This is a genomic window from Blastococcus sp. DSM 46786 (genome assembly GCF_900109665.1).
GTDB lineage: Bacteria > Actinomycetota > Actinomycetes > Mycobacteriales > Geodermatophilaceae > Blastococcus > Blastococcus carthaginiensis.
The window spans coordinates 90,341-114,959 of record NZ_FOAO01000016.1 but is presented as its reverse complement, the minus strand read 5'-3'; the positions used below and the strand labels follow the sequence as shown (position 1 = coordinate 114,959).

20 protein-coding genes are annotated in these 24,619 nt (G+C 73.4%); 13 read left to right on the top strand and 7 right to left on the bottom strand.

The genetic code is table 11. The features are described 5' to 3' along the window. Positions 1–67 precede the first annotated feature (67 nt). Together BMW62_RS15505 and BMW62_RS15500 are read right to left on the bottom strand one after the other, a co-directional pair. Positions 68–2,107, bottom strand: coding sequence for an acyl-CoA dehydrogenase family protein (locus tag BMW62_RS15505; RefSeq protein ID WP_091932296.1), 2,040 nt, complete (start codon positions 2,105–2,107; stop codon positions 68–70). Next, positions 2,104–2,877, bottom strand: a complete 774-nt coding sequence (locus tag BMW62_RS15500) for a TetR family transcriptional regulator (RefSeq protein WP_244524071.1) — start codon at positions 2,875–2,877, stop codon at positions 2,104–2,106. The genes BMW62_RS15505 and BMW62_RS15500 overlap by 4 nt, the downstream gene beginning before the upstream one ends. Before the next feature lie 61 nt (positions 2,878–2,938). On the opposite strand from BMW62_RS15500, the gene BMW62_RS15495 reads away from it, so the two are divergent. The 3 genes from BMW62_RS15495 to BMW62_RS15485 all read left to right on the top strand — a co-directional run bounded on the left by BMW62_RS15495 (position 2,939) and on the right by BMW62_RS15485 (position 6,584). Continuing rightward, the gene (locus BMW62_RS15495) at positions 2,939–4,234 is read left to right on the top strand and encodes an acetyl-CoA C-acetyltransferase (RefSeq protein ID WP_091932293.1); all 1,296 of its coding nucleotides are present in this window, start codon (positions 2,939–2,941) and stop codon (positions 4,232–4,234) included. A 123-nt stretch (positions 4,235–4,357) separates the two neighbouring features. After that, complete coding sequence (locus BMW62_RS15490; RefSeq protein WP_091932291.1) at positions 4,358–5,713, top strand: 3-oxoacyl-ACP reductase; 1,356 nt, start codon at positions 4,358–4,360, stop codon at positions 5,711–5,713. A 1-nt stretch (position 5,714) separates the two neighbouring features. After that, the gene (locus BMW62_RS15485) at positions 5,715–6,584 is read left to right on the top strand and encodes a MaoC family dehydratase (protein WP_091932288.1); all 870 of its coding nucleotides are present in this window, start codon (positions 5,715–5,717) and stop codon (positions 6,582–6,584) included. A gap of 6 nt (positions 6,585–6,590) precedes the next feature. Here BMW62_RS15485 and BMW62_RS15480 read toward each other — a convergent pair whose 3' ends face one another. Further along, positions 6,591–8,282 carry a PucR family transcriptional regulator gene (locus tag BMW62_RS15480; RefSeq protein WP_091932285.1) on the bottom strand — a complete coding sequence of 564 codons (1,692 nt, stop codon included), beginning with the start codon at positions 8,280–8,282 and terminating at the stop codon, positions 6,591–6,593. Between the two features lie 81 nt (positions 8,283–8,363). Here BMW62_RS15480 and BMW62_RS15475 point away from each other — a divergent pair, with 81 nt between their 5' ends. Together BMW62_RS15475 and BMW62_RS15470 are read left to right on the top strand one after the other, a co-directional pair. Continuing rightward, the gene (locus BMW62_RS15475; RefSeq protein ID WP_244524070.1) at positions 8,364–9,857 is read left to right on the top strand and encodes a CoA-acylating methylmalonate-semialdehyde dehydrogenase; all 1,494 of its coding nucleotides are present in this window, start codon (positions 8,364–8,366) and stop codon (positions 9,855–9,857) included. Between the two features lie 12 nt (positions 9,858–9,869). Then, positions 9,870–11,216 carry an aspartate aminotransferase family protein gene (locus BMW62_RS15470; protein ID WP_091932280.1) on the top strand — a complete coding sequence of 449 codons (1,347 nt, stop codon included), beginning with the start codon at positions 9,870–9,872 and terminating at the stop codon, positions 11,214–11,216. 86 nt (positions 11,217–11,302) lie between these two features. On the opposite strand, the gene BMW62_RS15465 is transcribed toward BMW62_RS15470, so the two are convergent. After that, the gene (locus tag BMW62_RS15465) at positions 11,303–11,923 is read right to left on the bottom strand and encodes a TetR/AcrR family transcriptional regulator (protein WP_170852417.1); all 621 of its coding nucleotides are present in this window, start codon (positions 11,921–11,923) and stop codon (positions 11,303–11,305) included. 220 nt (positions 11,924–12,143) lie between these two features. On the opposite strand from BMW62_RS15465, the gene BMW62_RS15455 reads away from it, so the two are divergent. The 6 genes from BMW62_RS15455 to BMW62_RS15430 are packed head-to-tail and all read left to right on the top strand — an operon-like array spanning position 12,144 to position 18,598. After that, positions 12,144–13,760 (top strand): ABC transporter substrate-binding protein, encoded by a 1,617-nt coding sequence (locus BMW62_RS15455; protein WP_170852416.1) that lies wholly within the window; start codon positions 12,144–12,146, stop codon positions 13,758–13,760. 9 nt (positions 13,761–13,769) lie between these two features. Then, the gene (locus tag BMW62_RS15450; protein ID WP_091932277.1) at positions 13,770–14,711 is read left to right on the top strand and encodes an ABC transporter permease; all 942 of its coding nucleotides are present in this window, start codon (positions 13,770–13,772) and stop codon (positions 14,709–14,711) included. After that, a complete protein-coding gene (locus tag BMW62_RS15445) occupies positions 14,708–15,604 on the top strand; it encodes an ABC transporter permease (protein ID WP_211435150.1) in 897 nt (298 codons plus the stop codon). The genes BMW62_RS15450 and BMW62_RS15445 overlap by 4 nt, the downstream gene beginning before the upstream one ends. After that, positions 15,601–16,599: an ABC transporter ATP-binding protein gene (locus tag BMW62_RS15440; protein ID WP_091932273.1), complete on the top strand. Its 999-nt coding sequence runs from the start codon at positions 15,601–15,603 to the stop codon at positions 16,597–16,599. Before BMW62_RS15445 ends, BMW62_RS15440 begins: the two co-directional genes overlap by 4 nt. Beyond that, positions 16,596–17,453 carry an ABC transporter ATP-binding protein gene (locus BMW62_RS15435; protein WP_091932271.1) on the top strand — a complete coding sequence of 286 codons (858 nt, stop codon included), beginning with the start codon at positions 16,596–16,598 and terminating at the stop codon, positions 17,451–17,453. The genes BMW62_RS15440 and BMW62_RS15435 overlap by 4 nt, the downstream gene beginning before the upstream one ends. Then, the gene (locus BMW62_RS15430) at positions 17,450–18,598 is read left to right on the top strand and encodes a DmpA family aminopeptidase (protein ID WP_211435149.1); all 1,149 of its coding nucleotides are present in this window, start codon (positions 17,450–17,452) and stop codon (positions 18,596–18,598) included. Before BMW62_RS15435 ends, BMW62_RS15430 begins: the two co-directional genes overlap by 4 nt. A gap of 90 nt (positions 18,599–18,688) precedes the next feature. On the opposite strand, the gene BMW62_RS15425 is transcribed toward BMW62_RS15430, so the two are convergent. Genes BMW62_RS15425 through BMW62_RS15415 form a run of 3 tightly spaced genes read right to left on the bottom strand, consistent with a single transcriptional unit; the run spans position 18,689 to position 21,968 of the window. Beyond that, positions 18,689–19,729, bottom strand: coding sequence for a DUF1611 domain-containing protein (locus BMW62_RS15425; RefSeq protein ID WP_091932267.1), 1,041 nt, complete (start codon positions 19,727–19,729; stop codon positions 18,689–18,691). Then, positions 19,726–20,748, bottom strand: coding sequence for a dipeptide epimerase (locus BMW62_RS15420; RefSeq protein WP_170852415.1), 1,023 nt, complete (start codon positions 20,746–20,748; stop codon positions 19,726–19,728). The genes BMW62_RS15425 and BMW62_RS15420 overlap by 4 nt, the downstream gene beginning before the upstream one ends. Positions 20,749–20,780: 32 nt before the next feature. Then, positions 20,781–21,968, bottom strand: a complete 1,188-nt coding sequence (locus BMW62_RS15415; RefSeq protein WP_091932263.1) for a hydroxymethylglutaryl-CoA reductase — start codon at positions 21,966–21,968, stop codon at positions 20,781–20,783. A 176-nt stretch (positions 21,969–22,144) separates the two neighbouring features. Between BMW62_RS15415 and BMW62_RS15410 the strand changes: the two genes are divergently transcribed. Beyond that, the gene (locus BMW62_RS15410; RefSeq protein WP_091932261.1) at positions 22,145–23,677 is read left to right on the top strand and encodes an ABC transporter substrate-binding protein; all 1,533 of its coding nucleotides are present in this window, start codon (positions 22,145–22,147) and stop codon (positions 23,675–23,677) included. Further along, positions 23,674–24,615, top strand: a complete 942-nt coding sequence (locus tag BMW62_RS15405; RefSeq protein WP_091932259.1) for an ABC transporter permease — start codon at positions 23,674–23,676, stop codon at positions 24,613–24,615. The genes BMW62_RS15410 and BMW62_RS15405 overlap by 4 nt, the downstream gene beginning before the upstream one ends. The last annotated feature ends 4 nt before the right edge of the window (positions 24,616–24,619 follow it).

Here is a 24,619-nt window from a genome sequence, read left to right as displayed (position 1 = left end):
GGCGCCGTCCTCGCGCTGCACCACGAGGACGGCGACCGCGGCGCGAGGCCGGCGGGCCCGGCCCCGCCTACTGGCCGGGCGGGACGGCCACGGCGGTCGCGGTCCCGTCGGGGGTGGCGGTCCGCAGCTCGGCGTCGCGGGCGGCCATCGCCTCCTGCCGGCCCGGCTCCTCCTCCAGGATCGCCGCGGCCTTCCAGCCGGCCGGGATGGCGAACCCGTCCACCAGCGTGGTGATGTGCGGCCGCAGCTCCTTGAGCAGGGCGTTGACCGTCGCCGTCAGCGTCTTGGCCCGAGACGGGGTCAGCTGCCCGTGCTCGAGGAACCAGCCCTTGTCCTCCTCGATGGTGCTCAGCGCGTACAGGTCGCACACGGTGTCGAGGAGCGCCTTCGCCGCCGGGTCGGCGGTGCGGTCGACGGCGTCCACGAAGGCCTCGAGCACGATCCGGTCGATGTGCGCCTCCGCCGTCGTCAGCACGTGGTCCTGGACGTCGTTGAACATGTCGAACGGGGCCATGCCGGGGGTCGTCGAGTTCTTGCGCAGCCGCCGGATCGCGCCCTCGAGCGCGTGCTTCTCGCGGAACTCGAACATCTTCAGCTGCCAGCCGCGGTCGAGCATCGGCACCTCGTCGTCCCGGCCGGGGACGGCGTCGACCAGTCGCTGGATGAGCGCGCGGGCCGCCGTCCGCTCCAGCACGGTCTCGCGCACCATGTCGGCCACGAAGCCGACCCGGCCCCAGCCGTCCAGCGAGCCGAAGGCGTCGCGGTAGCCCGTGAGCAGCCCCTTGGCCACCAGCTGCAGCAGGACGGTGTTGTCGCCCTCGAAGGTGGTGAAGACGTCGGTGTCGGCCTTGAGGTGCGGCAGCCGGTTCTCCTGCAGGTAGCCCGCTCCGCCGCACGCCTCGCGGCACATCTGGATGGTGCGGGTGGCGTGCCAGGTCTGGGCCACCTTGAGCCCGGCGGCGCGGGACTCCAGCTCGCGCTGGGCCTGCTCGTCGATCTCCTGCCCGTGCTCGTGCACCGCCGTCTGGACGTCGTGCATGGTGCTGACCAGCTCGCCCTGGGCGAAGTGCAGCGCGTAGGTCTTCGCCAGCGCCGGCAGCAGCTTGCGCTGGTGCACGAGGTAGTCGTTGATGACGATCTCGCGCTCCTCGCCGGGGGCAGCGAACTGGCGGCGGGTGTTGCCGTACCGGACGGCGATGTCCAGGGCCAGCTTCGTGGCCGACGCCGCCGAGCCGCCGACGCTGACCCGGCCGCGCACGAGCGTGCCGAGCATGGTGAAGAAGCGCCGGGTCTCGTTCTCGATGCTCGAGGTGTAGGTGCCGTCCTCGGCGACCTGGCCGTAGCGGTCGAGCAGCATGTCGCGCGGGACGGTGACGTGGTCGAAGGTGAGCCGGCCGTTGTCGACGCCGAGCAGCCCGGCCTTGGGGCCGTCGTCGCCGATGGTGACCCCCGGCATCGGGTTGCCGTCCTCGTCGCGGATCGGCACCAGCCACGCGTGCACGCCGTGGTTCTCCCCCTGGGTGACCAGCTGGGCGAAGACGACCGCCATCCGGCCGTCCTCCGCGGCGTTGCCGATGTAGTCCTTGCGCGCGGCCTTGTGCGGGGTGTGCAGGTCGAAGGTCTGCGTCGCCGGGTCGTAGGTGCAGGTGGTGCGCAGCTGCTGGACGTCGGAGCCGTGCCCGGTCTCGGTCATGGCGAAGCAGCCGGGCAGCTCGAAGCTCATGATGCCGGGCAGGTAGGTCTCGTGGTGCCGGCGCGTGCCGAGCAGCTGCACGGCGCCGCCGAACAGGCCCCACTGGACGCCGGCCTTGACCATGAGCGAGAGGTCGACGAAGGCCAGCATCTCGATCGAGGTCACCGACCCGCCGGCGTCGGCCTCGCCGCCGAACTCCTTGGGGAAGCCGAGGGTGACCCGGCCGGACTCGGCGAGCTTCGCCGCCATGCGGGTGACCCGCTCCCGCGCCTCGGCCGTCGACTCGCCGTAGACCGGCAGCATCTCCGGGTCGTGCAGGTTCTCGCGGGCGTCGCGACGCACGTGCGCCCAGCGACCGTCGAGCGCCTCCTGGAGGCGGGCCGGGTCGACCGTGGGGGGCAGGGTGCTCGTCACAGGTCCTCCTTGGCTTCGGGGGTGGGGCGGGGTTCGGGGGTCACGACGCCGGAGAGTCCGGCCCAGGCGAGCTCGGTGAGGTGGGCGGCGAGGTCCCGCCGCGGCATCGGGCGGCCGGCGCGCAGCCACCAGTCGGCGGCGGCGCGGACCAGGCCGACGACGGCGTGGCCCCAGGGAGCGGCGGCGACCGGGTCGCGGCCGGCCCGTTCGACCGCCGGGGCCAGGATCGCGGCCGCCTGGTCGCCGACGAGGTCGGAGAGGCCGGTGATCGGGTCGTCGGCGTCGGACGGGCCCGGCGGGCCGTGGACGACGAAGCGGTAGAGCTCCGGATCGGCCTCGAGGAACGCCAGGTAGGCCTCGATCGCGGCGCCGAGCATGTCGCGGGGCTGGTCGGAGCTGCCCATCGCGGCGCGCAGCGTCGGCACCAGTTGCTCGGCGACCCGGGTGCAGACGGCGACGTGCAGGTCGCTGCGGTCGGCGAAGTGCCGGTAGACGACGGTCTTGCTGGTGCCGGCCACGGCGGCGATCTCGTCCATGCCCACGCCGGCGCCGTGCCGGCCGACCGCGACGACCGCCGCGTCGACCAGTGCGGCCCGGCGGGCGCGGCGGTGCTCGTCCCACCGGGAGTCGCGCCGGTCGCGGGTGCTGGCCCGGGCGGCGGTCGACCCCGCCCGGTGCTCGGCACGCTCCTGGGCCTCCCCGCTGGTCCGGCGCCGGCGCCCGGTCGGGGCGCCCGGCTGCGACGACGGGCTCATCGCCTCGAGTTCCACGGCACCGACGGTACCGGGTACTGTCGGTACCGGCCACTCATCCCCCACCACGGAGGTCCCCATGGCGGAGAACGCGAAGCCCGTGACGCGCAGGGCGGCGATCGTCGGCGGCAACCGGATCCCGTTCGCGCGGTCCGGCACCGCCTACGCCCGGGCGTCGAACCAGGACATGCTCACCGCGACCCTCGACGGGCTGGTCGCCCGCTTCGGGCTCCAGGGCGAGTCGGTGGGGGAGGTCGCCGCCGGCGCCGTCCTCAAGCACGCGCGGGACTTCAACCTCACCCGCGAGGCGGTGCTGGGTTCGCAGCTCGCGCCGACGACCCCGGCCTACGACGTCCAGCAGGCCTGCGGCACCGGGCTGGAGGCGGCGGTCCTCGTCGCCAACAAGATCGCGCTGGGCCAGATCGAGTCGGGCATCGCCGGGGGCGTGGACACCACCTCCGACGCGCCGCTCGCGGTCGGCGACGACCTGCGCCGGGTGCTGATCTCCCTGAACAGCGCGAAGACGGTGCAGGACCGGCTCAAGGCGCTGGCGCGGATCCGGCCGGGCATGATCGTCCCCGAGATCCCGCGAAACGCCGAGCCGCGCACGGGCCTGGCGATGGGTGACCACGCCGCGATCACCGCGGCGGAGTGGGAGATCGGCCGCGAGGAGCAGGACGAGCTCGCCGCCCGGTCGCACCAGCGCATGGCCGCCGCCTACGACCGCGGCTTCTTCGACGACCTGGTGACGCCGTTCCTCGGCCTCGCCCGCGACAACAACCTGCGCCCCGACTCCAGCGTGGAGAAGCTCGCGAAGCTCAGCCCGGTGTTCGGCACGGGCGAGGGCGCCACGATGACCGCGGGCAACTCGACCCCGCTGACCGACGGCGCCTCCGCCGTGCTGCTGGCGTCCGACGAGTGGGCCGAGGCGAAGGGGCTGCCGGTGCTGGCCCACCTGGTGGACGCGCAGACCGCTGCCGTCGACTACGTGCACGGTGGCGAGGGGCTGCTCATGGCGCCGGTCTACGCGGTGCCGGTGATGCTGGCCCGCAACGGCCTCACCCTGCAGGACTTCGACTTCTACGAGATCCACGAGGCGTTCGCCTCCACGGTGCTCGCGACGATGAAGGCCTGGGAGGACGCCGCGTTCTGCAAGGAGAAGCTGGGCCTCGACGCGCCGCTGGGCTCGATCGACCGGGCCAAGCTCAACGTGAACGGCTCGTCGCTGGCGGCCGGGCACCCCTTCGCCGCGACCGGCGGGCGCATCGTGGCCAGCCTGGCGAAGATGCTGCACGAGACGGGCCCGGGCAAGCGCGGGCTCATCTCCGTCTGCGCCGCCGGCGGCCAGGGCGTCGTCGCCATCCTCGAGTCCTGAACCCGGGCGACGCCGTCCGGCTCCACCCGTGCCACCGGACGTCCAGCCGCGCCACGGCCCGGCTGGACGTCCGGTCAGGCGGCCCCAGCGTGCGCCCCCCGACCCCCTTCTGGAGAGATTGCAGTGGCTGACTGGTACACGAACTTCGCCAACTCCGGCTTCGGTACGACGATCACCAAGCAGCTGGGCCTGCCGCGCCCGGTGGAGCTGCGCCGCTACGAGCCCGGGCAGCCGCTGCTCCCGGGCCCGGTGGTGGTCGGCTCGGCCGGTGCGGGCCGGCTGCGCGATACCGTCACCGCGGTCCTCCGGGACGCCGGGGTGACCGTGCAGTCGCCGGTGACCGCCGACGGTGCGACCGGCGGCGAGAAGCTGGGCGCGGTGATCCTCGACGCCTCCGGGCTCACCACCCCCGCCGACCTGGCGAGCGCGCACGACTTCCTCGCCCCGGCGATCAAGCGGCTGCGCGCCTCCGGGCGGGTGCTCGTCCTCGCCGACCCGCCCGCGGACGCCACCACCCCGGCGCAGGCCGCGGCGCGCCAGGCGGTGGACGGACTGGTCCGCTCCATCGGCAAGGAGCTGCTGGACGGGTCGACGGCGAACGCCGTCTTCGTGCCCGAGGGTGCGGAGGCCTCGCTCGCCGCCCCGCTGCGGTTCTTCCTCTCCGGCCGCTCGGCCTACGTCGACGGGCAGCTGCTCACCGTCTCGCCGGCGGACGTCCCGGCGAACCTCGACGAGGACGAGCCGCTGGCCGGCGCGGTCGCGGTGGTCACCGGCGCGGCGCGGGGGATCGGCGCCGCCATCGCCGAGGTCATGGCCCGGGACGGCGCCCACGTGGTGGCCGTCGACGTCCCCGCCGCCGGCGACGCCCTGGCCCGGGTGGCCGACGAGATCGGCGGGACGGCGCTGCAGCTGGACATCACCGCCGCCGACGCCCCGCAGCGGCTGGTCGAGCACCTGCGCGAGCGGCACGGGGGTGTCGACGTCGTCGTGCACAACGCCGGCATCACCCGCGACAAGCTGCTGGTGAACATGGATGCCGCCCGGTGGAACACCGTCATGGCGGTGAACCTGCAGGCGCAGCTGGACATCACCCAGGCGCTGCTGGACGCCGACGGGGTGCTCCGGGACGGCGCCCGGGTCGTCTGCGTCTCCTCGCAGTCGGGCATCGCCGGCAACCGCGGCCAGACCAACTACGCCGCGAGCAAGGCCGGTGTCATCGGCATGGTGCGCGCGTGGGCGCCGGAGTTCGCGGCGCGCGGGGCCACCATCAACGCCGTCGCACCGGGCTTCATCGTCACCGAGATGACGGCGAAGATGCCCTTCGGCACCCGGGAGATCGGGTCGCGGATCAACTCGCTGCAGCAGGGCGGGCTGCCGGTCGACGTCGCGGAGACCATCGCGTGGCTGTCGCAGCCGGCCAGCGCCGGGGTCAACGGCCAGACCGTGCGGGTCTGCGGCCAGTCGATGCTGGGTGCCTGAGATGGCCGAGTCCGCCGCCGGGCGCACGGTCCTCGAGCAGCCGCCGAACATGGCGGCGCTGTTCGCGAAGGCGGCGCTCACCGCGCGCGGCCGGGGCGGAGAGCTGCCCGGCACCCGGCTCGCGCGCACCGGCGTGACCGTCGCCCCGGCGAACCTCGCCGACTACGCCCGCGTCTGCCGGTTCCCGCTGGCCGATGCGCTGCCGGCGACCTACCCGCACGTGCTCACCTTCCCGCTGCAGCTGGCGCTGATGAGCGACCGCGCGTTTCCGCTGGCCCTGCCCGGGCTGGTGCACGTGCGCAACCGCATCGACGTGCTGCGCCCGATCGGCACCACCGAGCCGTTGGACCTCGAGGTCTGGGCCGAGCGGTTCGCGCGGCACCGCAGTGGGGCGACGGTCGACCTGTGCGCCTCGGTGCGGTCGGCGGGCGCCGAGGTGTGGCGGTCGCGGTCGACCTACCTGGCGCGCGGGGCGACGGCGCCCGACGGTGCGCCGGAATCCGATGTGACGGTGGCGGTGGGGGACCTCGATCGTGCGGTCGCCACCTGGCGCGTGCCGGACGACTCCGGCCGCCGCTACGCCCAGGTCTCCGGCGACGTGAACCCGATCCACCTCTCGGGGCTGACCGCCAAGGCGTTCGGCTTCAAGCGGGCGATCGCGCACGGCATGTGGGTCAAGGCGCGGGTGCTGGCGGCGCTGGAGAACCGGCTGCCCGGGGCGCTCGCCGTCGACGTGGCCTTCCGCAAGCCGCTGTTCCTCCCCTCGACGGTCACCCTGTCGACGGCGCAGGCCGACGGCGGCTGGGACGTCGCCGTCCGCCACGCGACGAACGGGAGCGAGCACCTGGTCGGTACCGTCCGGCCCCGCTGATCGCGGTCATCGGCGGCGGGCAGCCGCCGCCGGACGCTGCGGCCGTCCCGACGGGCGGGGGCGAGCGGCGGTGGCCGCGCCCTGGGCGACGTCGCGGACCAGCAGGGCCAGGTGCAGGGTCAGGCGGGACTCCGGGTCGTCCAGGTCCACCGTGAGCAGCCGCTCGATCGTGTTCAGCCGGGCGTACAGCGCCGGCCGGCTCATCGACATGGCCCGTGCCAGCGACGCCTTGTTCGCCCCGGCGGTGAAGTACTGGCGCAGCGTGTGCACCAGATCGGTGCCGTGCCGGCTGTCGTGGTCCAGGAGCCTCCCGAGCTCGGCCTCGGCGAAGCCGAGCACCCGCGGGTCGTCCTGCAGCAGGGCCAGCAGGCCCCGCAGCCGGACGTCGGCAAGCCGGTAGTACGGCCGCGGCCGGGTGACCCGCAGCGCCGCGCCGATCGCGACCGCATGCATCGCCTCGGTCAGGGAGGGTGCCGCGTCGGGGAGCTGCTCGGCCTGCCAGCCGACCCCGATGGTGGGTGCCGCCACCCCGGCGTGGGCGGCCAGCCGGGTGGTGATGCGCTCGGCGAGCCGGTCCAGCGCCTGCTCGACGGGTCGTCCCGTGGGGATCGCCAGCAGACCGTGCGCCCGGCCGCCGTCGGTGGTGGCGACGAGCGCGTCGAGCGCGCAGTCGCGCGCGGCAAGGGTGACCTCCTCGGCCAGGGCGCGGTCGCGGCCCTCGGCGGTGACCGGGTCGAGGTCCTCGGTGGCGCCGCTGTGCACGGCGAGGCCGACGAAGCGGTGCCCGCTGGTGGGGAAACCGAGGGCGGCGGCCCGGGCCTGCATCTCGTGGTCGTTGCCGGTCCGGCTGAGCAGGAGCTCGTCCAGCAGACCCCGGTGCGCCTGACGGACGAGTCCGGCGCGGTCCCGCTCCACGAGCCGGTTGATGGCCAGCGCCTCGGCGGCGCGCTCCAGCAGCAGGACCAGCTGCGCCTCCGGGCGGGTCGGTGCCGGAACGGCCAGCCGGCCCCAGCGCTGCCCGCGCGGGCCGACCGGCGTGACCAGCCAGCCCTCCGGGCCGGCGGTCGCCGTCGAGTCCGTGGCCGGCACGCCCCGCGAGCGCCGTTCCCAGTCCTCCAGCAGGGCACCGGCACGGCCTGCGTCGCAGCCGTAGGCGACGGCGCGGTGCGCGAGGTCCTCCAGGACGACGTCGTCCCCGGCGATCTCGTGCGCCTTGTCGACGATCTGCTGGACCGACGCCGCCTCGACGCTGAGCCGCCCGAACTCCCGGTGTGCCCGCTCGGCGAACCGGAGCAGCTGGTTCTGCTCATCGACGATCAGCCCGTGGACCTCCTCGGTGACGGCCACGAACCGGACGGTGCGGCGCAGGGCGACGACGGGCAGGCCGTGCCGGGCGCCGGCGGCGACGACGCTGGGCGGTACCTCGGTGAACCGGCGGCCCAGCTCCATCACGAGCGCGCAGGCGCCGGCCGAGGCGAGGGTCGCGACGAACTCGCGCAGCTCGACGGGGGAGTCGGGCAGGGCCACCCCCGTGGTGAGGATCAGCTCGCCACCGCGCAACAGCGGGGCGATGTCGGGCAGCTCGCTGACGTGCACCCACCGCACGGGGCGGTCGAGCGCTCCCTCCCCGGTGAGCACGACGGGCCGCCCGGCCTGGAGCACGGGGAGCTGGAGCACTCGGGCGAGGCTGACCGTCACCGACGAAGTGTAAGAACAGACGAGGCTGTCGTGACAGCGTGCTCATTGGAGGCGGCGATGGCCGGCCTGCAGACTGCCTGCGTGGCAGAACGAATCACGCACTGGATCGGCGGAAAGCCGTGGAGCGGCACGAGCCAGCGGCAGGCACCGGTGTTCGACCCGGCCAGCGGGGCGGTCTCGGGCCAGGTCGACCTCGCGTCGGCCGACGTCGTCGACGAGGCGGTGGCGGCGGCGTCGGCGGCCTTCCCGCAGTGGCGGGACGCCTCGCTCACCCGGCGCAGCCAGGTCCTCTTCGCTTTCCGGGAGCTGCTGAACGCCCGCAAGGAGGAGCTGGCGGCGATCATCACCGCCGAGCACGGGAAGGTGCTCAGCGACGCCCTCGGTGAGGTCACCCGCGGGCTGGAGGTCGTCGAGTTCGCCTGCGGCATCCCGCATCTGCTCAAGGGCGGGTTCTCGGAGAACGCCTCGACCGGGGTCGACGTCTACTCGATCCGCCAGCCGCTCGGCGTCGTCGGCATCATCTCGCCGTTCAACTTCCCGGCGATGGTGCCCATGTGGTTCTTCCCGGTGGCCATCGCCTGCGGCAACGCGGTGGTGCTCAAGCCGAGCGAGAAAGACCCGTCGGCCGCCGTCTGGCTGGCCGATCTGTGGGCCGAGGCGGGCCTCCCCGACGGTGTGTTCACCGTGGTGCACGGCGACAAGGAGGCCGTCGACGCCCTGCTCGAGCACCCCGAGGTGCGGTCGATCTCCTTCGTCGGGTCCACCCCCATCGCCCGCTACGTGTACGAGACCGGCACGGCGCACGGCAAGCGGGTCCAGGCGCTGGGCGGCGCCAAGAACCACATGGTGGTGCTGCCCGACGCCGACCTCGACCTCGCCGCCGACGCCGCGGTGAACGCGGGCTTCGGCTCGGCCGGGGAGCGCTGCATGGCGATCTCGGCGATCGTGGCGGTGGATCCCGTCGGTGACGAGCTGGTCGCCAAGATCCGGGAGCGCATGGCCGGCCTGCGGGTCGGCGACGGCCGGCGCGGGGCGGACATGGGCCCGCTCATCACCCGCGAGCACCGCGACAAGGTGGCGTCCTACCTCGACGCCGGCACCGACGCCGGCGCCCGGCTGGTGGTCGACGGCCGCGAGCACGAGGTCGACGGCGGCGCCGACGGGTTCTGGCTCGGCCCGAGCCTCTTCGACCACGCGACGCCCGACATGAGCATCTACCGGGACGAGATCTTCGGGCCGGTGCTGACCGTGCTCCGCGCCGGCTCGTACGCCGAGGCCCTGGGGATGGTCAACGCCAACTCCTACGGCAACGGCACCGCCATCTTCACCAACGACGGCGGCGCCGCCCGGCGCTACCAGAACGAGGTCGAGGTCGGGATGGTCGGCATCAACGTGCCCATCCCGGTGCCGATGGCCTACTACTCGTTCGGTGGCTGGAAGAACAGCCTCTTCGGCGATTCCCACGCGCACGGCACGGAGGGCGTGCACTTCTTCACCCGCGGCAAGGTGATCACCTCACGCTGGCTGGACCCGAGCCACGGCGGGATCAATCTCGGCTTCCCCACCCAGACCTGAGAGGCGGCGTCGATGAGCGAGAGCCGGACCGCGGCGCAGGTGACCTACGACCTGGACCGGGCGCACGTCTTCCACTCGTGGTCGGCCCAGGCGCGGCTCAGCCCGATGGTGGTCGAGCGCGCGGAGGGGGTGTACCTGTGGGACGGCGAGGGCCGGCGCTACCTGGACTTCTCCTCGCAGCTGGTCAACGTCAACATCGGCCACCAGCACCCGGCGGTCGTCGCCGCGGTCCGCGCCCAGGCCGAGCGGTTGTGCACCATCGCCCCGCAGCACGCGAACGACCAGCGCTCACGGGCGGCGCAGCTGATCGCCGAGCTGGCTCCTGCGGGGCTGCAGAAGGTGTTCTTCACCAACGGCGGGGCCGAGGCCGTCGAGCACGCCATCCGCATGGCCCGCCTGCACACCGGCCGGCCGAAGATCCTGTCGGCCTACCGCTCCTACCACGGCGCCACCGGGACGGCGATCAAGCTCACCGGCGACCCGCGACGCTGGCCCAGCGACGACGGCAACGGGGGAGTCGTCCACTTCTTCGGGCCGTTCCTCTACCGCTCGCCGTTCCACTCCGTCACCGAGGCCGAGGAGGCCGAGCGCGCGCTGGCCCACCTGGAACAGGTGATCGCCTTCGAGGGCCCGGGCACCATCGCGGCGATCGTCCTGGAGACCGTCCCCGGTACCGCGGGGATCATGCCGCCGCCGGACGGCTACCTCGCGGGGGTGCGCGAGCTGTGCGACCGGCACGGCATCGTCTACGTCGCCGACGAGGTGATGGCGGGCTTCGGACGCACCGGTGAGTGGTTCGCCCTCGACCACTGGGGGGTCGCGCCGGACCTGATCGCCTTCGCCAAGGGCGTCAACTCCGGCTACGTGCCGCTGGGCGGGGTGATCGTGTCCGACGCGATCGCCGAGACCTTCGCCCACCAGGTCTACCCGGGCGGGCTCACCTACTCGGGGCACCCGCTGGCCTGCGCGGCCGCCGTCGCCACCATCACCGCGATGCGGGAGGAGGGCATCGTCGACAACGCTCGCCGGATCGGCCGGGAGGTGCTCGGTCCGGGGCTCCGCCAGCTCGCCGACCGGCACCGGGTCGTCGGCGACGTCCGCGGGATGGGCGTGTTCTGGGCGCTGGAGCTGGTCACCGACCGGGAGAGCCGGGAGCCGCTCGCCCCCTACGGCGGCACCAGCACGGCGATGACCGAGCTGCTCGCCGCCTGCAAGGGGGCCGGGCTGCTGCCGTTCGCGAACTTCAACCGGCTGCACGTCGTGCCGCCCTGCACGCTCACCGACGAGGAGGCCAAGGAGGGGCTGGCCATCCTCGACGACGCGCTGGCGACGATCGGCGGGTACTACACGGGGGCCTGACGCGTCGCCCGCTGTCCACGGGCCCCGCGGCGGCGCCGGGCCGTGGCGAACGGGCGGCCGCACCGGCCGCGGTGCCGGTGCGGCGGTCAGCCGGCGCCGGCGCCGGGGTCGCGCAGGTCGCAGTCGGTCGCCGTCGAGGCGAAGTCGATCAGGTAGGACTCGGCCTGCTCGCGGGTGACGGAGATGTCGGCGACCACGTGGTGGCCGTACGCGTCCTCGAGCGCCACGAGATTGCTGGCCACCGACCGGGCGGAGCCCTGCAGGCGGAAGACGCCCATCGTGGCCCCGGCCTCCAGCACGGACACGTAGAGGCCCACCTGACGCTCGAAGAGCAACGCGCGCTGGGCGGTGACCGCCGGATTGCGCACCACCTGCGGGTGGAACTCGTACAGCAGGATGCAGGTCTCGTCCTCCGGACCGGTGGGCAGACCCGACCGGATCAACGCGGTCAGCCGCTGCCGCGGGTCGGACATGTGCTCGACCATCTCCCGGCGCTCGGTGCTGAACCGGTCGATGGCATCCCGGTAGACGGCCCGGAACAGGTCGTCCAGGTCGGGGAAGTAGTAGCTCACCAGACCGGGGGAGAGCCCGGCTTCGGCCGCGATGTGCCGGATCCGCACCGGGGCGAGCCCCTGGTCGACGATCCGGCGTCGCGTCGCCGCGATCAGGTCGCCCCGGCGTTCGCGCTGGTCCTTCTTTCGTGCCACACCCAGATATTGCGCGCTCGTTCAACGATCGGCAAGTTCCCAGCGCCGCCGTCACCATGACTTTCTCGACGTAGTACGGGTCCAAGCCTTGACAGCCACCACCGATGGTTCTTTGCTCCCTTGTTCAAGGGACGTGTTGCGCCACCGCCACCGGCGGCGGGCGGGCGGCCGAGGAGAGGGGCTTGGAATGGCAACCGGAGCAAGAGCCACCCGCCACGCCATGACGGCGGGTGCAGTCGCCACGGCAGTCGTGCTCGCCGGCTGCTCGTCCACGCAGGAGGCCGATCGGAGCGGTGGGCAGGCCCGCGACGCGGAGCTGGTCACGTCCACTCCGGCCGCCGCCGGCGGAATCGACCGGATCAGCTGGGCCCTGGGGTCCGAGCCGTTGTCGCTCGACTGGGTCTACAGCTACGACTACCCGCCGAACACGGTGCTGTCCAACGTCTGCGAGAGCCTGCTGCGCATCGACGAGTCGTTCGAGCCCAGCCCCGGCCTGGCCGAGGAGGTGGCGAACCCCGATCCGACGACGTGGGTCTACTCGATCCGCCCCGACGTGACGTTCCACGACGGCAGCACGCTCACGGCGGAGGACGTGGCCTACAGCCTGAACCGGCACCTCGACGAGGAGGTCGGCTCCTACTGGTCGGGCTTCTACAGCAACGTGGAGTCGGTCGAGGCGACCGGGCCGCTGGAGGTGACGGTCCGGCTGACGCAGCCGGACGTGTTGTTCAACCAGATGATGGCGGTGGCCGGCGGGGTCGTCGGCAAGAAGGAGTTCATCGAGCAGGCCGGCCAGGACCACGGCACGCCCGACGGCGGGCTGATGTGCACCGGCCCGTTCGAGCTGGAGGACTGGTCCAAGGGTGAGTCGATCACCCTCACCAAGTTCGAGGACTACTGGGATCCCGAGCGCGCCGCCCTCGCCGACGAGATCGAGTTCTCCTTCCTGTCGGACGCCGCGGCGCTGGCCAACGCGCTGGTGTCCGGGGCGGTCGACGGCACGTACGGAGTGCCCGAGTCGGCGCTGACGAAGGTGCAGAACAGCGACGCAGGCGACGTCTACTACGGCCCGCAGACCTCCACGCGCAATCTGATCGTCGCCGACCTCGAGGGCCCGCTGGGCGACGTCCGCATCCGTCAGGCGCTCTCCCTGGCCCTCGACCGGGAAGGCTTCGCCGACGCCGCGATCCCCGGCCCCAGCGAGCCGTCGCGCGCCGTCGCCTCGACGCTGACCTGGGGCGAGGGCGAGGCCGGGCAGATCTACGCCGATGCGTGGGACGCCCTGCCCGCGGCCGAGCAGGACGTCGAGCGGGCCAAGGAGCTCGTCGCCGAGGCCGGTGTCCCCGACGAGCCCATCGTCGTCGCGCAGAGCCCGCACCCGGTGCAGCAGGTGTTGGCCAACGAGGTGCAGGCCGCGGGCAAGCGGATCGGGCTCGACGTCGAGATCAAGCCGATCGCGTCCGAGGCCTACAGCGCCCTCTTCTCCGACCCGGAGGCCCGCGCGGGGATCGACCTGTTCCACACCACCTGGTACGCCGACGTGGCCGAGCCGCTGCAGATCTACGTCAACTGGCAGAGCGACAACTTCGCCAACTACGGCGGGTGGTCCGACGCCGGGTACGACGCCCTGGTCGACGAGGCCCTGCAGGAGAGCGACCCGCAGGCGCGTGCCGAGATGGTCGTCGACCTGCAGGAGAAGGTCACCGAGAACCTGCTGTGGATCCCCGTCGACCACTCGGCCAACAGCGTCTTCCTCAGCGACCGCATCACCGGTGCCCCGGCCACCAACGCCTATCTGTACTACCCGTGGGCGGCCCAGCTCGGCGCCCGGGGCTGAGCCGGCGTCATGGCCCGGTTCATCATCCGTCGACTGGGCGGGCTGGGGGTGACCCTGCTGCTGACGTCGTTCCTGGTCTTCGGCGCCATGCACGTGGCGCCGGGTGACCCGGCGTCCTTCCTGCTGAAAGGCCGGTCACCGACACCGGAGGCGGTGGCGGCGGTGCGCGCCCAGTTCCACCTCGACGACCCCCTGTTCGTGCAGTACGGCCGGTGGATCGGATCGGCCCTGACCGGTGACTTCGGCCGGTCGGTGCAGTTCCGGCAGGAGGTGGGCGGCCTGCTCGCCGCCCGGCTGCCCACCACGGTGGCCCTCGTGGCCTACGCGGCGCTGATCATGGTCCTCGGCGGGCTGGTCCTCGGCTTCCTGTCGGCCATGCGGCCCGGCCCGGTCGACCGGGTGATCCTGCTGGGGACCACCGTGGCCGTGGCCACACCGAGCTTCGTCGCGGCGATCGCGCTGATCTCCCTGTTCGCCGTCGGGCTGGGCTGGTTCCCGACGTTCGGCGGCGGCGAAGGGGTGCTGGGGACGCTGCGGCACCTCACGCTCCCGGCGATCGCCCTGGGGCTCTCCCTGGTCGGCCTGCTGGCCCGGGTGACCCGGGCCTCGGCCGTGGAGGAGCTGCGCCGGGACCACGTCGAGACGGCGCGGCTGCGGGGGCTCCCGGAGTCGATCGTGCTGCGCCGGCACGTCGCCCGCAACGCCCTGGTGCCGGTGGTCACGGTCACCGGCACGGTGGTCTCCGGGCTCATCGTGGCCACCGCGATCGTGGAGACGGCCTTCGGCCTGCCGGGGATCGGCTCGATGCTGGTCCAGTCGGTGGTGACCCGCGACTTCCCGGTCGTGCAGGCGATCTGCCTGCTCGTCGTCCTGGCGTTCGTGCTCGCCAACCTGCTGGTCGACCTCCTCCTGCCCGTGCTCGACCCGCGCACCCGGCAGTACGCGCCGTGACGGCGGTGGTTCCCGGCATGGCCGGGGCGGGCAAGGGGGCGCCGGCAGTCGCACGGCGGCGCGGCCTGCGCTGGGTGACGGCATCCGGGCCGGGGTTCGTCCTGGCGGTGGGCGTCCTGGTCCTGCTCGTGCTGACGGCGGTGTTCGCGCCCCTGATCGCGCCGGCCGACCCGTACCTGGTCGACCTGTCGGCCTCGCTCGCGCCACCGGGGCCGGGGCACCTGCTGGGCGCCGACGACTCCGGCCGCGACATCCTGTCCCGGCTGGTCTACGGCGCGCGTACCTCGCTGCTCGGGCCACTGGCGGTGGTGGCGATCTCCACCGTGGTCGGGGTGGCGGTCGGGCTCGTCGCCGGCTGGCGGGGCGGCTGGGTCGACGCGGTGCTGGCCCGGGCACAGGAGGTCGTCTTCGCCTTCCCGGGGCTGCTGGTCGCCGTCCTGGCGGTGGCCGTCCTCGGGCCGGGGCAGCTCGCGCCGGTGCTGGCGATGGCGGTCGCCTTCGTCCCCTACGTCGGGCGGCTGGTGCGCAGCCTCGTGATGCAGGAGCGTCAGCGCACCTACGTGTCGGCGTACCAGGTGGGCGGGTTCAGCTCCTTCACCATCGCCGTCCGGCACGTCCTGCCGAACATCGCCGGCGTCGTCCTGGCGCAGGCCGTGGTCAACTTCGGCTACGCCCTCATGGACCTGGCCGCGCTGTCCTACCTCGGGCTCGGCGTCCAGCCGCCCACCGCCGACTGGGGGGCCATGGTGTCCGACGGCCAGACCGCGATCCTCGAGGGCGCGCTCGTCCAGGCGCTCGCCCCCGGCGTGGCGATCGTCGTGGCCGTGGTGGCCTTCACCGTGGTCGGCGAGGGCGTCGCCGACCGGCTCGCCCGACGGGAGACCGGCCGGTGAACGTGCTCGAGATCGACGGGTTGACCGTCCGCCTCGAGGGATCCGTCGGCGCCCGCCCGGTCCTGTCCGACGTCTCGCTGCACGTCGCCGGGGGCGAGGTCGTCGGCCTGGTCGGCGAGTCGGGCTCCGGCAAGTCGGTGACCTGCCGGACGGCGCTGGGCGCGGTGCCCCGCGGGGCGAGCGTCGACGGTGCCGTCCGGACCGTGGGTGAGGACGTGTTCGGCCTGCCTGCTCGTGAGCTGCGCCGGCTGCGCAGCGAGAAGGTCGGGTTCGTGCCTCAGGACCCTCGCGCCGCGGTGAACCCGCTGTACCGGGTCGGTGACTACGTCATCGAGGCGCTGCGGGCCGCCGGCGTCCCCAAGGCCGAGGCGCCGGACCGGGCCACCGCCCTGCTGGAGTCGGTGGGGATCCCGGAGCCCCGCCGGGCGCTGCGGCGCTGGCCGCACGAGTTCTCGGGCGGGATGCTCCAGCGGGTCGTCATCGCCGCCGCGCTGGCCGGTTCTCCGCGACTGCTGGTGGCCGACGAGCCGACCACCGCGCTCGACGTCACCATCCAGGCCGAGGTGCTGTCCCTCCTCCTGGACATCACGGCCGAGCGCGGTGCCGGGCTGCTCCTGGTCACCCACGACCTCGAGCTCGCGGCCGCCGTCTGCGACCGCGCCTACGTCATGTACGCCGGCCGGATCGTCGAGTCGGAACCGGCGGCGTCGCTGTTCGCGTCGCCGAAGCACCCCTACACCGCGGGCCTGCTGCGGGCGACGCCCTCGCTCACCGGTCCGGTCGAACGCCTGACGGCGGTGCCCGGCCGGCCGCTGGGCCTCGACGAGGTCCTGCCCGGCTGCTCGTTCGCGCCCCGCTGCGCCCACGCCCGGCCGGTCTGCGACGACGGGCCACCTCCCCTGCTCGAGGACGGTGCGGGCGCCGTGGCATGCGTGCGTGCCGGTGAGCTGGCCCCGGAACTGCGCCGGCGGGCGCACGAGGAGCAGGCCGTATGACCACCGATCCGCAGTCCCCGGCGCTCGAGGTCGAGGGACTGACCAGGACCTACGGCGGTCTCACCGCGGTCGACGACGTCAGCTTCGTCCTCCGTGCCCACGGTGCGCTCGGCGTGGTCGGGGAGTCCGGTTCGGGGAAGTCGACGACGGCGCGCATGCTGGTCGGCCTCGAGCGGCCGGACGCCGGCACGGTGCGCATCGGCGGAACCGCGTACGACGCGGTGCCACGCGGACGCGCGGCCCGGCTCGCCCGGGCCCGGGCCGTGCAGATGGTCTTCCAGGACCCGTACCTCTCCCTCGACCCGCGGGTGCGGGTGCGGGACTCCGTCGAGGAGGTGCTGCGGCTGCACGGCACCGAGGGCGCGCGGACCGTGCGTGCGCGGGCCGTGGAGCTGCTCGACCAGGTCGGGCTGGGCCCGCGGGAGCAGGAGGCGCTCCCGCGCGAGCTGTCCGGCGGCCAGCGGCAGCGGGTCGCCATCGCGCGGGCGCTGGCTCCCGAGCCCGACGTCCTGGTTCTCGACGAGGCGGTGTCCGCGCTCGACGTCTCGATCCAGGCCCAGATCCTCAACCTGCTGCGCGACATCCGCGCGGAGCGGCAGATCGCCTACCTGTTCGTCAGCCACGACCTGGCGGTGGTCCGTCACGTGTGCGAGGAGGTCCTCGTCCTGAACCGGGGGGCCGTCGTCGAGCGCGGGGACGCAGCCGAGGTCCTCGCCCACCCGGCCCACCCCTACACCCGCCTGCTGCTGGCCTCGGTGCCCCACCAGGGATGGGACCCCGCCGCGATCGGTCGCGCCCGGCGGGCCATGAGCAACGCCACCACCACGAAGACATCACAGGGAGCAGCGCAGTGAGAGCTCGGGATCTCGGCATCACGATCGGCACCGGACGTCCTGGGCCCCGCAACGCCATCACCGACGTCGCCGGCGTCCGGGTCGGGATGTGCACCTTGGTGCGCGGCGACGGGCCGCTGCGGCCCGGCGAGGGGCCGGTGCGCACCGGCGTCACCATGGTCCTGCCGCACGCCGACGGGATCTGGGACACGCCGGTCTTCGCAGGGTCCCACCGGTTGAACGGCAACGGCGAGGTGACCGGGCTGGAGTGGGTCCGCGAGTCCGGCACGCTCAGCTCGCCGATCGGCCTGACCAACAGCCACAGCGTCGGAGTGGTGCGCGACGCCATCGCCGCCATCCAGGCGCGGGAGCGCCCACGGGGCCAGCTGTTCTGGGCCATACCGGTCGTCGGCGAGACCTGGGACGGCGTCCTGAACGACGTCAACGGCTTCCACCTCGGGGCCTCGGACGCCTGGGACGCCTATGCCGCGGCCGACGACGGCCCGGTCGCCGAAGGCAACGTCGGGGGCGGCACCGGGATGACCTGTCACGGGTTCAAGGGGGGCACGGGCACGTCCTCGCGCCGGGTCGACGAGGAGTCCGGTGGCTGGACGGTCGGCGTGCTGGTGCAGGCCAACCACGGCCGGCGCGGCCGGCTCACCGTCAACGGGGCGCCCGTCGGTCGCGAGATCGACGCCGACGTCGTCCCGCTGCCCGCACCGCCCGAGCTGCGCCCGGGCGGTGTCCCCGCCGAGGGTGGTGGGTCCGTGATCGTCGTGGTGGCCACCGATGCCCCGCTCCTGCCCCACCAGTGCGACCGGCTGGCCCAGCGCGCCATGCTCGGCATCGCGCGCACCGGCGGCACGGGCGAGCACTCCAGTGGTGACTTCGCCGTCGCCTTCGCCACGGGCAACCGGCTGCGGGCCAGCGACTACGGTGCCGTCCTCCCCCTGACCCAGCCGGTGACGATGCTCTCCGACGCGCACATCGACCCGTTGTTCGACGCAGCGGTGGAGGCCACCGAGGAGGCCGTGGTGAACGCCCTGGTGGCCGCCCGCACCATGACCGGGCGCGACGGCGTGGTGGCCCACGGGCTCCCGCACGACCGCCTCGTCAAGGCGCTGGACGGCTACGGCCTGCGCACGGCCGAGCGGGCACGCAGCTGACCGCCGCGCCCGGGGCCTGAGCGAGCACCGGCCGATCAGTGTGCGCGGACGAGAAGTTCGGGACCCGTTTCGCCCCCTCTGCGCACACCGTCAGCCCGGAAGGGCGGCGAGGACGGCGTCCAGCACGCGATCCGGGCCGGAGCGGACGACGTCGTCGGTGACCAGCCCGGTCTCCGCCGCGACGTCCTCCACGGCCCGCTGCGCGGCGGCGTCGTCGAGCCCGGCGGTGTTCAGCGCGACGGCGACGACCTGCGCCGGGCGCACCCAGCCGGCGGCCTCCTCGTAGCCGCGGACGATCTCCGCCAGGGGCGGCAGGGCCGTGGCCGGGTAGTCGGCGATCGCGGTGCGCCCCGCGCGGTGGCACAGCACCAGCGCGTCCGCCGACGACCCGTGCAGCAGGCCGAGGGTCACCCCCGAGTAGGCCGGGTGGTAGATCGAGCCCTGCCCCTCCAGCCAGAGCAGGTCGCCGCGCCCGGCGCCCTCGCGCACCAGCCGGTCGGCGGCGCCGGCGACGAAGTCGGAGATCACGTGGTCGACGGCCATGCCCCAGCCCGAGATGGCGACCCCGGTCTGCCCGGTGGCCACGAAGACCGAGCGCAGCCCCCGGTCGCGGGCGGCCCGGTCCAGCTCGAGGACGCCGCTCATCTTCCCGATCGCGCAGTCCGACCCGACGGTGTGCACCACGCGGGCCCCGACCGGCCCGGCGAGGGGGACCCCGAGGTCGTCCGGCACCGCGCGCAGGTCGCGGATCCCGACGCCGGACGCCTGGGCCGCGGCCGCGAGCTCGGGGTCGGCGCCCAGGTCGGTGTGCAGGCCGGCCTCGACGTGCATGCCCAGCCGGAGCGCGGCCAGCAGCGCCTCCCGCCAGGCGGCCGTCAGCCGGCCGCCGAGCGGTGCGACGCCGAGCAGCACCGTCGTCGCGCCGAGCTCCCTGGCCGCCGCGACGTCGGCGACCACGGGGGCGGGGGAGGCGCAGAAGGGGACGACGTCGACCGCCCGCCGCCCGGTGTGCGCCGGGTCGACCACGCACACCACCTCACGGGTGCCGTAGCGCAGCACCCCGTGAGCGGTCTTGGCGTAGCTCTCGGCGAGCTGCCCGCCGGTCAGGACCGCCAGCCGCTCCCCGCTCACGCCGCGCTCCCGGCCGGCTCGAGCCCCAGACCGGGTGCGTCGGGCAGCACCACCCGCCCGGCCTCGAGCCCCAGCCCCGTGAAGGGCTGGTCCGAGACGAGCAGGTGGGCGTCCAGGTCCACCAGGTCGGCCAGCGGGCCGAGCTGGGCGGCCTGGGCGATGCCGAGCTGCGACTCGATCATGCAGCCGAGCATCACCCGCAGGTCGAGCGCCGCGGCCGCCGCCAGCATCCGCTGCGCCTCGCGGATGCCGCCGCACTTGGCCAGTTTCACCACGATGCCGTCCGCGTAGCCGGCGACCGCGGGTACCGAGGCGAGGTCCTTGCAGCCCTCGTCGACGAAGACCGGCAGCCGGTCGGCGAGCTCGCGGTAGCGGGCGAAGGCGTCCAGGTCGCCGGCGGGGAACGGCTGCTCCACCATCTCCACCCCCAGCTCCCGCAGCCGGGGCAGCAGCTCGCGGGCCTGGTCGAACGTCCACCCCTCGTTGCCGTCGATCCGCAGCGGGGCGTCGGTGACCGAGCGGATCGCCGCCAGCCGCTCCAGGTCCGCCGGGCCGCCGACCTTCACCTTGTAGACGGCGAAGCCGGGGGCGCGCTGCACGCGGGCGACGGTCTCCTCGACGGACGCGATCCCGATCGTGAAGCTGGTGGGCGGAAGGACCCCGTCCAGCCCCAGCAGCCGCCACACCGGCTGCCCGTAGCGGCGCCCCACCCAGTCGTGCACCGCGCCGTCGAGCGCCATCTTCGCGCCCTGCGGGCCGTCCCAGGCGCGCAGCCGGCGGGCGATGCCCTCGACGTCGCGCAGGTCCCTGCCCAGCAGGGCGCGCCCGTCCGCGGCGACGGCGTCGGCCATCCCGGTGACCGACTCCCCCCAGTAGGCCACCGGTGCCCCCTCGCCGCGCCCGCGGACGCCCCCGTCGTCCACCTCGACGACGAGCACCTCCTCGGTGTCCACCGACGAGCGGGCGATGGTGAACGTGTCGCGCAGGTGCAGCGTCAGGGGACGGCAGGTGAGCTCCACCCGGGCAGTCTCGTGCCCGTGGCGGCCGGCGGCTACCGGTTGCGGCCGAGGGCGTCGTGGCTGGTGACCCAGTCGCCGGCCAGGATCGCCGAGGTCAGCGAGATGTCGCCGGCCAGCACCACCCCGGCGCAGATCTCGGCGAACTTGTGCACCTTGTCCGCGCCGTAGCAGCCCAGCACCTCCAGGCACTCCCGCTGGGTGGGCAGCCCCGTGCCCCCGCCGTAGGTGGCGACGATCAGCGAGGTCAGCGTCGTCGACCAGTAGTAGTCGCCGTTCTCCAGGAGCTGGGTGTAGGTGACGCCGGAGTGCGACTCGGCGACGTTGGCGGCGTCCTGCCCGGTGGCGATGAACATCGCGGTCAGCCCGTTGGCGGCGTGCGCGCCGTTGTAGGCCGCGCCGGACATGAAGGCGCCGGCCATGCCGACCTGCCGGTACTCGAACAGCTGCCGGGTGCTGACGCCGGTGAGCCGGCGCAGCACCTCGTCGGGGATCGTCACCTCGGCGACGACGCGCTTGCCCCGCGTCATCAGCATGTTGATCTGCGAGTGCTTCTTGTCGGTGTCGATCGCGCCGGAGAGGACGTAGCGCGGGTGGTCGGGGTGGTTCTCGCGGATCCACTCGCAGGCGGCGAGCGTCGCCTTGCCGGTCATGTTCTGGCCGGCGGCGTCCCCGGTCGTGTAGTTCACCCGCAGGTAGCGCAGCGGGCCGATCTGGTGCTGGCCGATGTAGGTGAGCTTCCCCGAGCGGGTCGTGGCCTCGGCCGCCGCCCGGATGCCGTCGATGTGCTCGTCGACCCAGCGGCCGAACTCCCGGGCCGCCAGCGCGTCGTCGAGCATGAAGGCGGGTGCGCGCTGCATGTGGTCGTCGACGACGGTGGTCCGCGCGCCGCCGCACTCGCCGATGACCCGCATGCCGCGGTTGTAGCTGGCCACCAGCGTGCCCTCGGTCGTGGCCATCGGCACGAAGAAGTCGCCCCGGGCGTGCTCCCCGCGCAGGGTCAGCGGGCCGGCGAGGCCGAGGGGCACCTGGGCGACGCCGGTGAAGTTCTCGACGTTGCCCGGGAGGACGGCGGGGTCGATGGAGTAGCGGCCGACGTGGTCGAGCCCCGCCCCGGTCTGCTCGGCGACGAAGGCCTGCCGCTTGTGCGCCATCTCGTCGGTGTAGTCGTGCTCCCGGTCGCGGGGGATGCGGGCGCGGTGCGAGGGGCGGACGTCGGTCATGGGACACCTCGGCGGGACGACGGTTGGGGACGCCTCGATTGTGGGCTGGATCACCCGCCGCCGCCTGCCCACCGGCGGGTCTCGAACCGGCAACGATCCCCCTCGCCCGAGTCGCCAACCTGCGGGTACGGGAGCAAGGTCGAGGTGGACGACCTGCCCCGACCTCGGAGGTTCCCGTGCGCACCACCCGATTGATCTCCCTGGGCGCCGTCGGTGCGCTCGCCCTCAGTGCGTGCAGCGGCGGTGGGGAGAGCGTCGACACCGGCGTGGACGGCGGCGGTGGGGGTGGGGACAACACCCTCGTCGCCGCGGTCGGCGCCCAGCCCGACCAGCTGGATCCGCACGCCACCAGCGCCTATCCGAGCTTCCAGGTGCTGGAGAACGTCTACGACACCCTGGTCGTCCCGAGCCCCGACGACCTGACGATGGTGCCGAGCCTGGCGGAGTCGTGGGAGACCAGCGAGGACGGGCTCACCTGGACGTTCACCCTGCGCGAGGGCGTCACGTTCCACGACGGCAGCGAGTTCGACGCCGCCGACGTCGTCTACTCCTACAACCGGATCATGGACGAGGATCTCCAGAACGCCTACCGGTTCGAGAACGTCGAGTCGGTGGAGGCGGTCGACCCGCAGACGGTGGAGATCACGGTCTCCCAGCCCACGCCCAACCTGCCGGCGCTGATCGGTGGCTTCAAGGGCATGGCGATCCTCCCCGAGGGGGCGGCGGAGGAGTACGACCTCAAGACGGAGGCGGTGGGCACCGGGCCCTTCACGCTGGAGAGCTTCGACGCCAGCAGCACCCAGCTGGCCGCCTACGAGGACTACTGGGGTGGTGCGCCGGAGCTCGCCGGCGTCGAGTTCCGCTACATCACCGAGCCGGCGGCGGCGCTCACCGCGCTGGAGAACGGCGAGGTGCAGTGGACCGACAACGTGCCGCCGCAGCAGATCGAGTCGCTCCAGGGCAACGAGGACGTCCAGCTGGAGAGCATCCCGAGCGTCGACTACTGGTACATGTCGATGAACTTCGCCCGGGAGCCGTTCGCCGACCCGCTGGTGCGCCAGGCGATCGCGACGGCGATCGACCGGGAGTCGGTCACCGAGGCGGCGCGCTTCGGCGCGGCGCAGGCCAACCAGACGGCCATCCCCGAGGGCAACTTCTTCGCCTCGGACTACGCGCCGTTCGAGGCCGACGCCGAAGCGGCCCGCCAGTTGCTGGAGGAGTCCGGCGTCGCGCTCCCCATCGAGATGGGGCTGATGGTCACCGACGAGTTCCCCGAGACGGTGACCGCCGCCCAGGTGATCGCCAGCCAGCTCGAGCCGATCGGGATCACCGTCGACGTCCAGACGGTGGACTTCGCGACCTGGCTGGACCGGCAGGCGCAGGGTGACTTCGACGCCTTCATGCTCGGCTGGCTGGGCAACCTGGACCCGTTCGACTACTACCACTCGCAGCACATCACCGACGGGGTGAACAACTACCAGGGCTACAGCAACCCGGAGGTCGACCGGCTCCTGCAGGCGGCCTCCAGCGAGACCGACCGCGACACCCGCAAGGAGCTCTACAACGAGGCGGTGCGGATGATCGTCGACGACGTCTCCTACCTGTACCTCTACAACCCCAACGTGGTGCAGGCCTGGGCGCCCGGGCTGACCGGCTACACGATCCGGCCCGACAAGGCGATCAACTTCGAGGACGTGGAGCTCCCCTGACCGGCTACGTCCTCCGGCGGATCGGCCAGTCCGCGGTCGTCCTCGCCGGGGTGAGCGTCATCGTGTTCGGCCTGGTGCACCTGGTACCGGGCGATCCGGTGCGGCTCGCGCTGGGCACGCGGTTCTCCCAGGAGAGCTACGACGCCCTGCGCGAGCGGTCCGGACTGGACCAGCCGCTGGTCGAGCAGTTCTTCGGCTGGTTCGGCCGGGCGCTCACCGGCGACCTGGGGGTGAGCTTCCGCAGCGGGGAGACGGTGACCTCCCAGATCGCCGAGCGGCTGCCGGCCACGCTGACGCTGGCGTTCGCCTCCATCCTCGTGGCGCTGCTCATCGCCGTCCCGCTGGGCACGGTCTCGGCGCTGCGCCCCCGGTCGCTGGTCGACCGGGTGGCCACCGTGATCAGCCAGTTCGGCATCTCGGTGCCCGACTTCTGGATGGGCATCGTGCTCATCCTGGTCTTCGCCGGGACGCTGGGCTGGCTGCCCTCGGGCGGCTACGTCCCGCTGACCGAGGACCCGGGCGCCTGGCTCCAGCGGCTGCTCATGCCGGCGCTGGTCACCGGCGTGGTCTCCGGCTCGGTGATCACCCGGTTCGTCCGGTCCAGCGTGCTCGAGGCCCTGGGCGCCGACCACGTGCGGACGGCGCAGGCCAAGGGGCTGGGCACCCGGCAGGTGTTCACCTGGCACGTCCTGCGCAACGCCCTGCTGCCGCTGGTCACGGTGACCGGCGTGCAGCTGGCCTACCTGCTCTCGGGGGTGGTCGTCGTCGAGATCGTCTTCTCGTGGCCGGGGCTGGGGCAGCTCGCGCTGCAGGCGGTCCAGGCGCGCGACTACCCGGTGCTGCAGGGCGCGATCCTGCTGTTCGCGCTGGTCTTCCTGGTGATCAACCTCGTCGTCGACCTGCTGTACTCCGCCATCGACCCCCGGATCCGGCGATGACCTA

Excerpts from the sequence above, each read along its gene's own strand:
- BMW62_RS15450 (WP_091932277.1), top strand. The coding sequence starts at position 13,770 with ATGGCCCGGTTCATCATCCGTCGACTGGGCGGGCTGGGGGTGACCCTG.
- BMW62_RS15415 (WP_091932263.1), bottom strand. The coding sequence starts at position 21,968 with ATGACCGACGTCCGCCCCTCGCACCGCGCCCGCATCCCCCGCGACCGG.
- BMW62_RS15435 (WP_091932271.1), top strand. The coding sequence starts at position 16,596 with ATGACCACCGATCCGCAGTCCCCGGCGCTCGAGGTCGAGGGACTGACC.
- BMW62_RS15495 (WP_091932293.1), top strand. The coding sequence starts at position 2,939 with ATGGCGGAGAACGCGAAGCCCGTGACGCGCAGGGCGGCGATCGTCGGC.
- BMW62_RS15455 (WP_170852416.1), top strand. The coding sequence starts at position 12,144 with ATGACGGCGGGTGCAGTCGCCACGGCAGTCGTGCTCGCCGGCTGCTCG.
- BMW62_RS15485 (WP_091932288.1), top strand. The coding sequence starts at position 5,715 with ATGGCCGAGTCCGCCGCCGGGCGCACGGTCCTCGAGCAGCCGCCGAAC.
- BMW62_RS15470 (WP_091932280.1), top strand. The coding sequence starts at position 9,870 with ATGAGCGAGAGCCGGACCGCGGCGCAGGTGACCTACGACCTGGACCGG.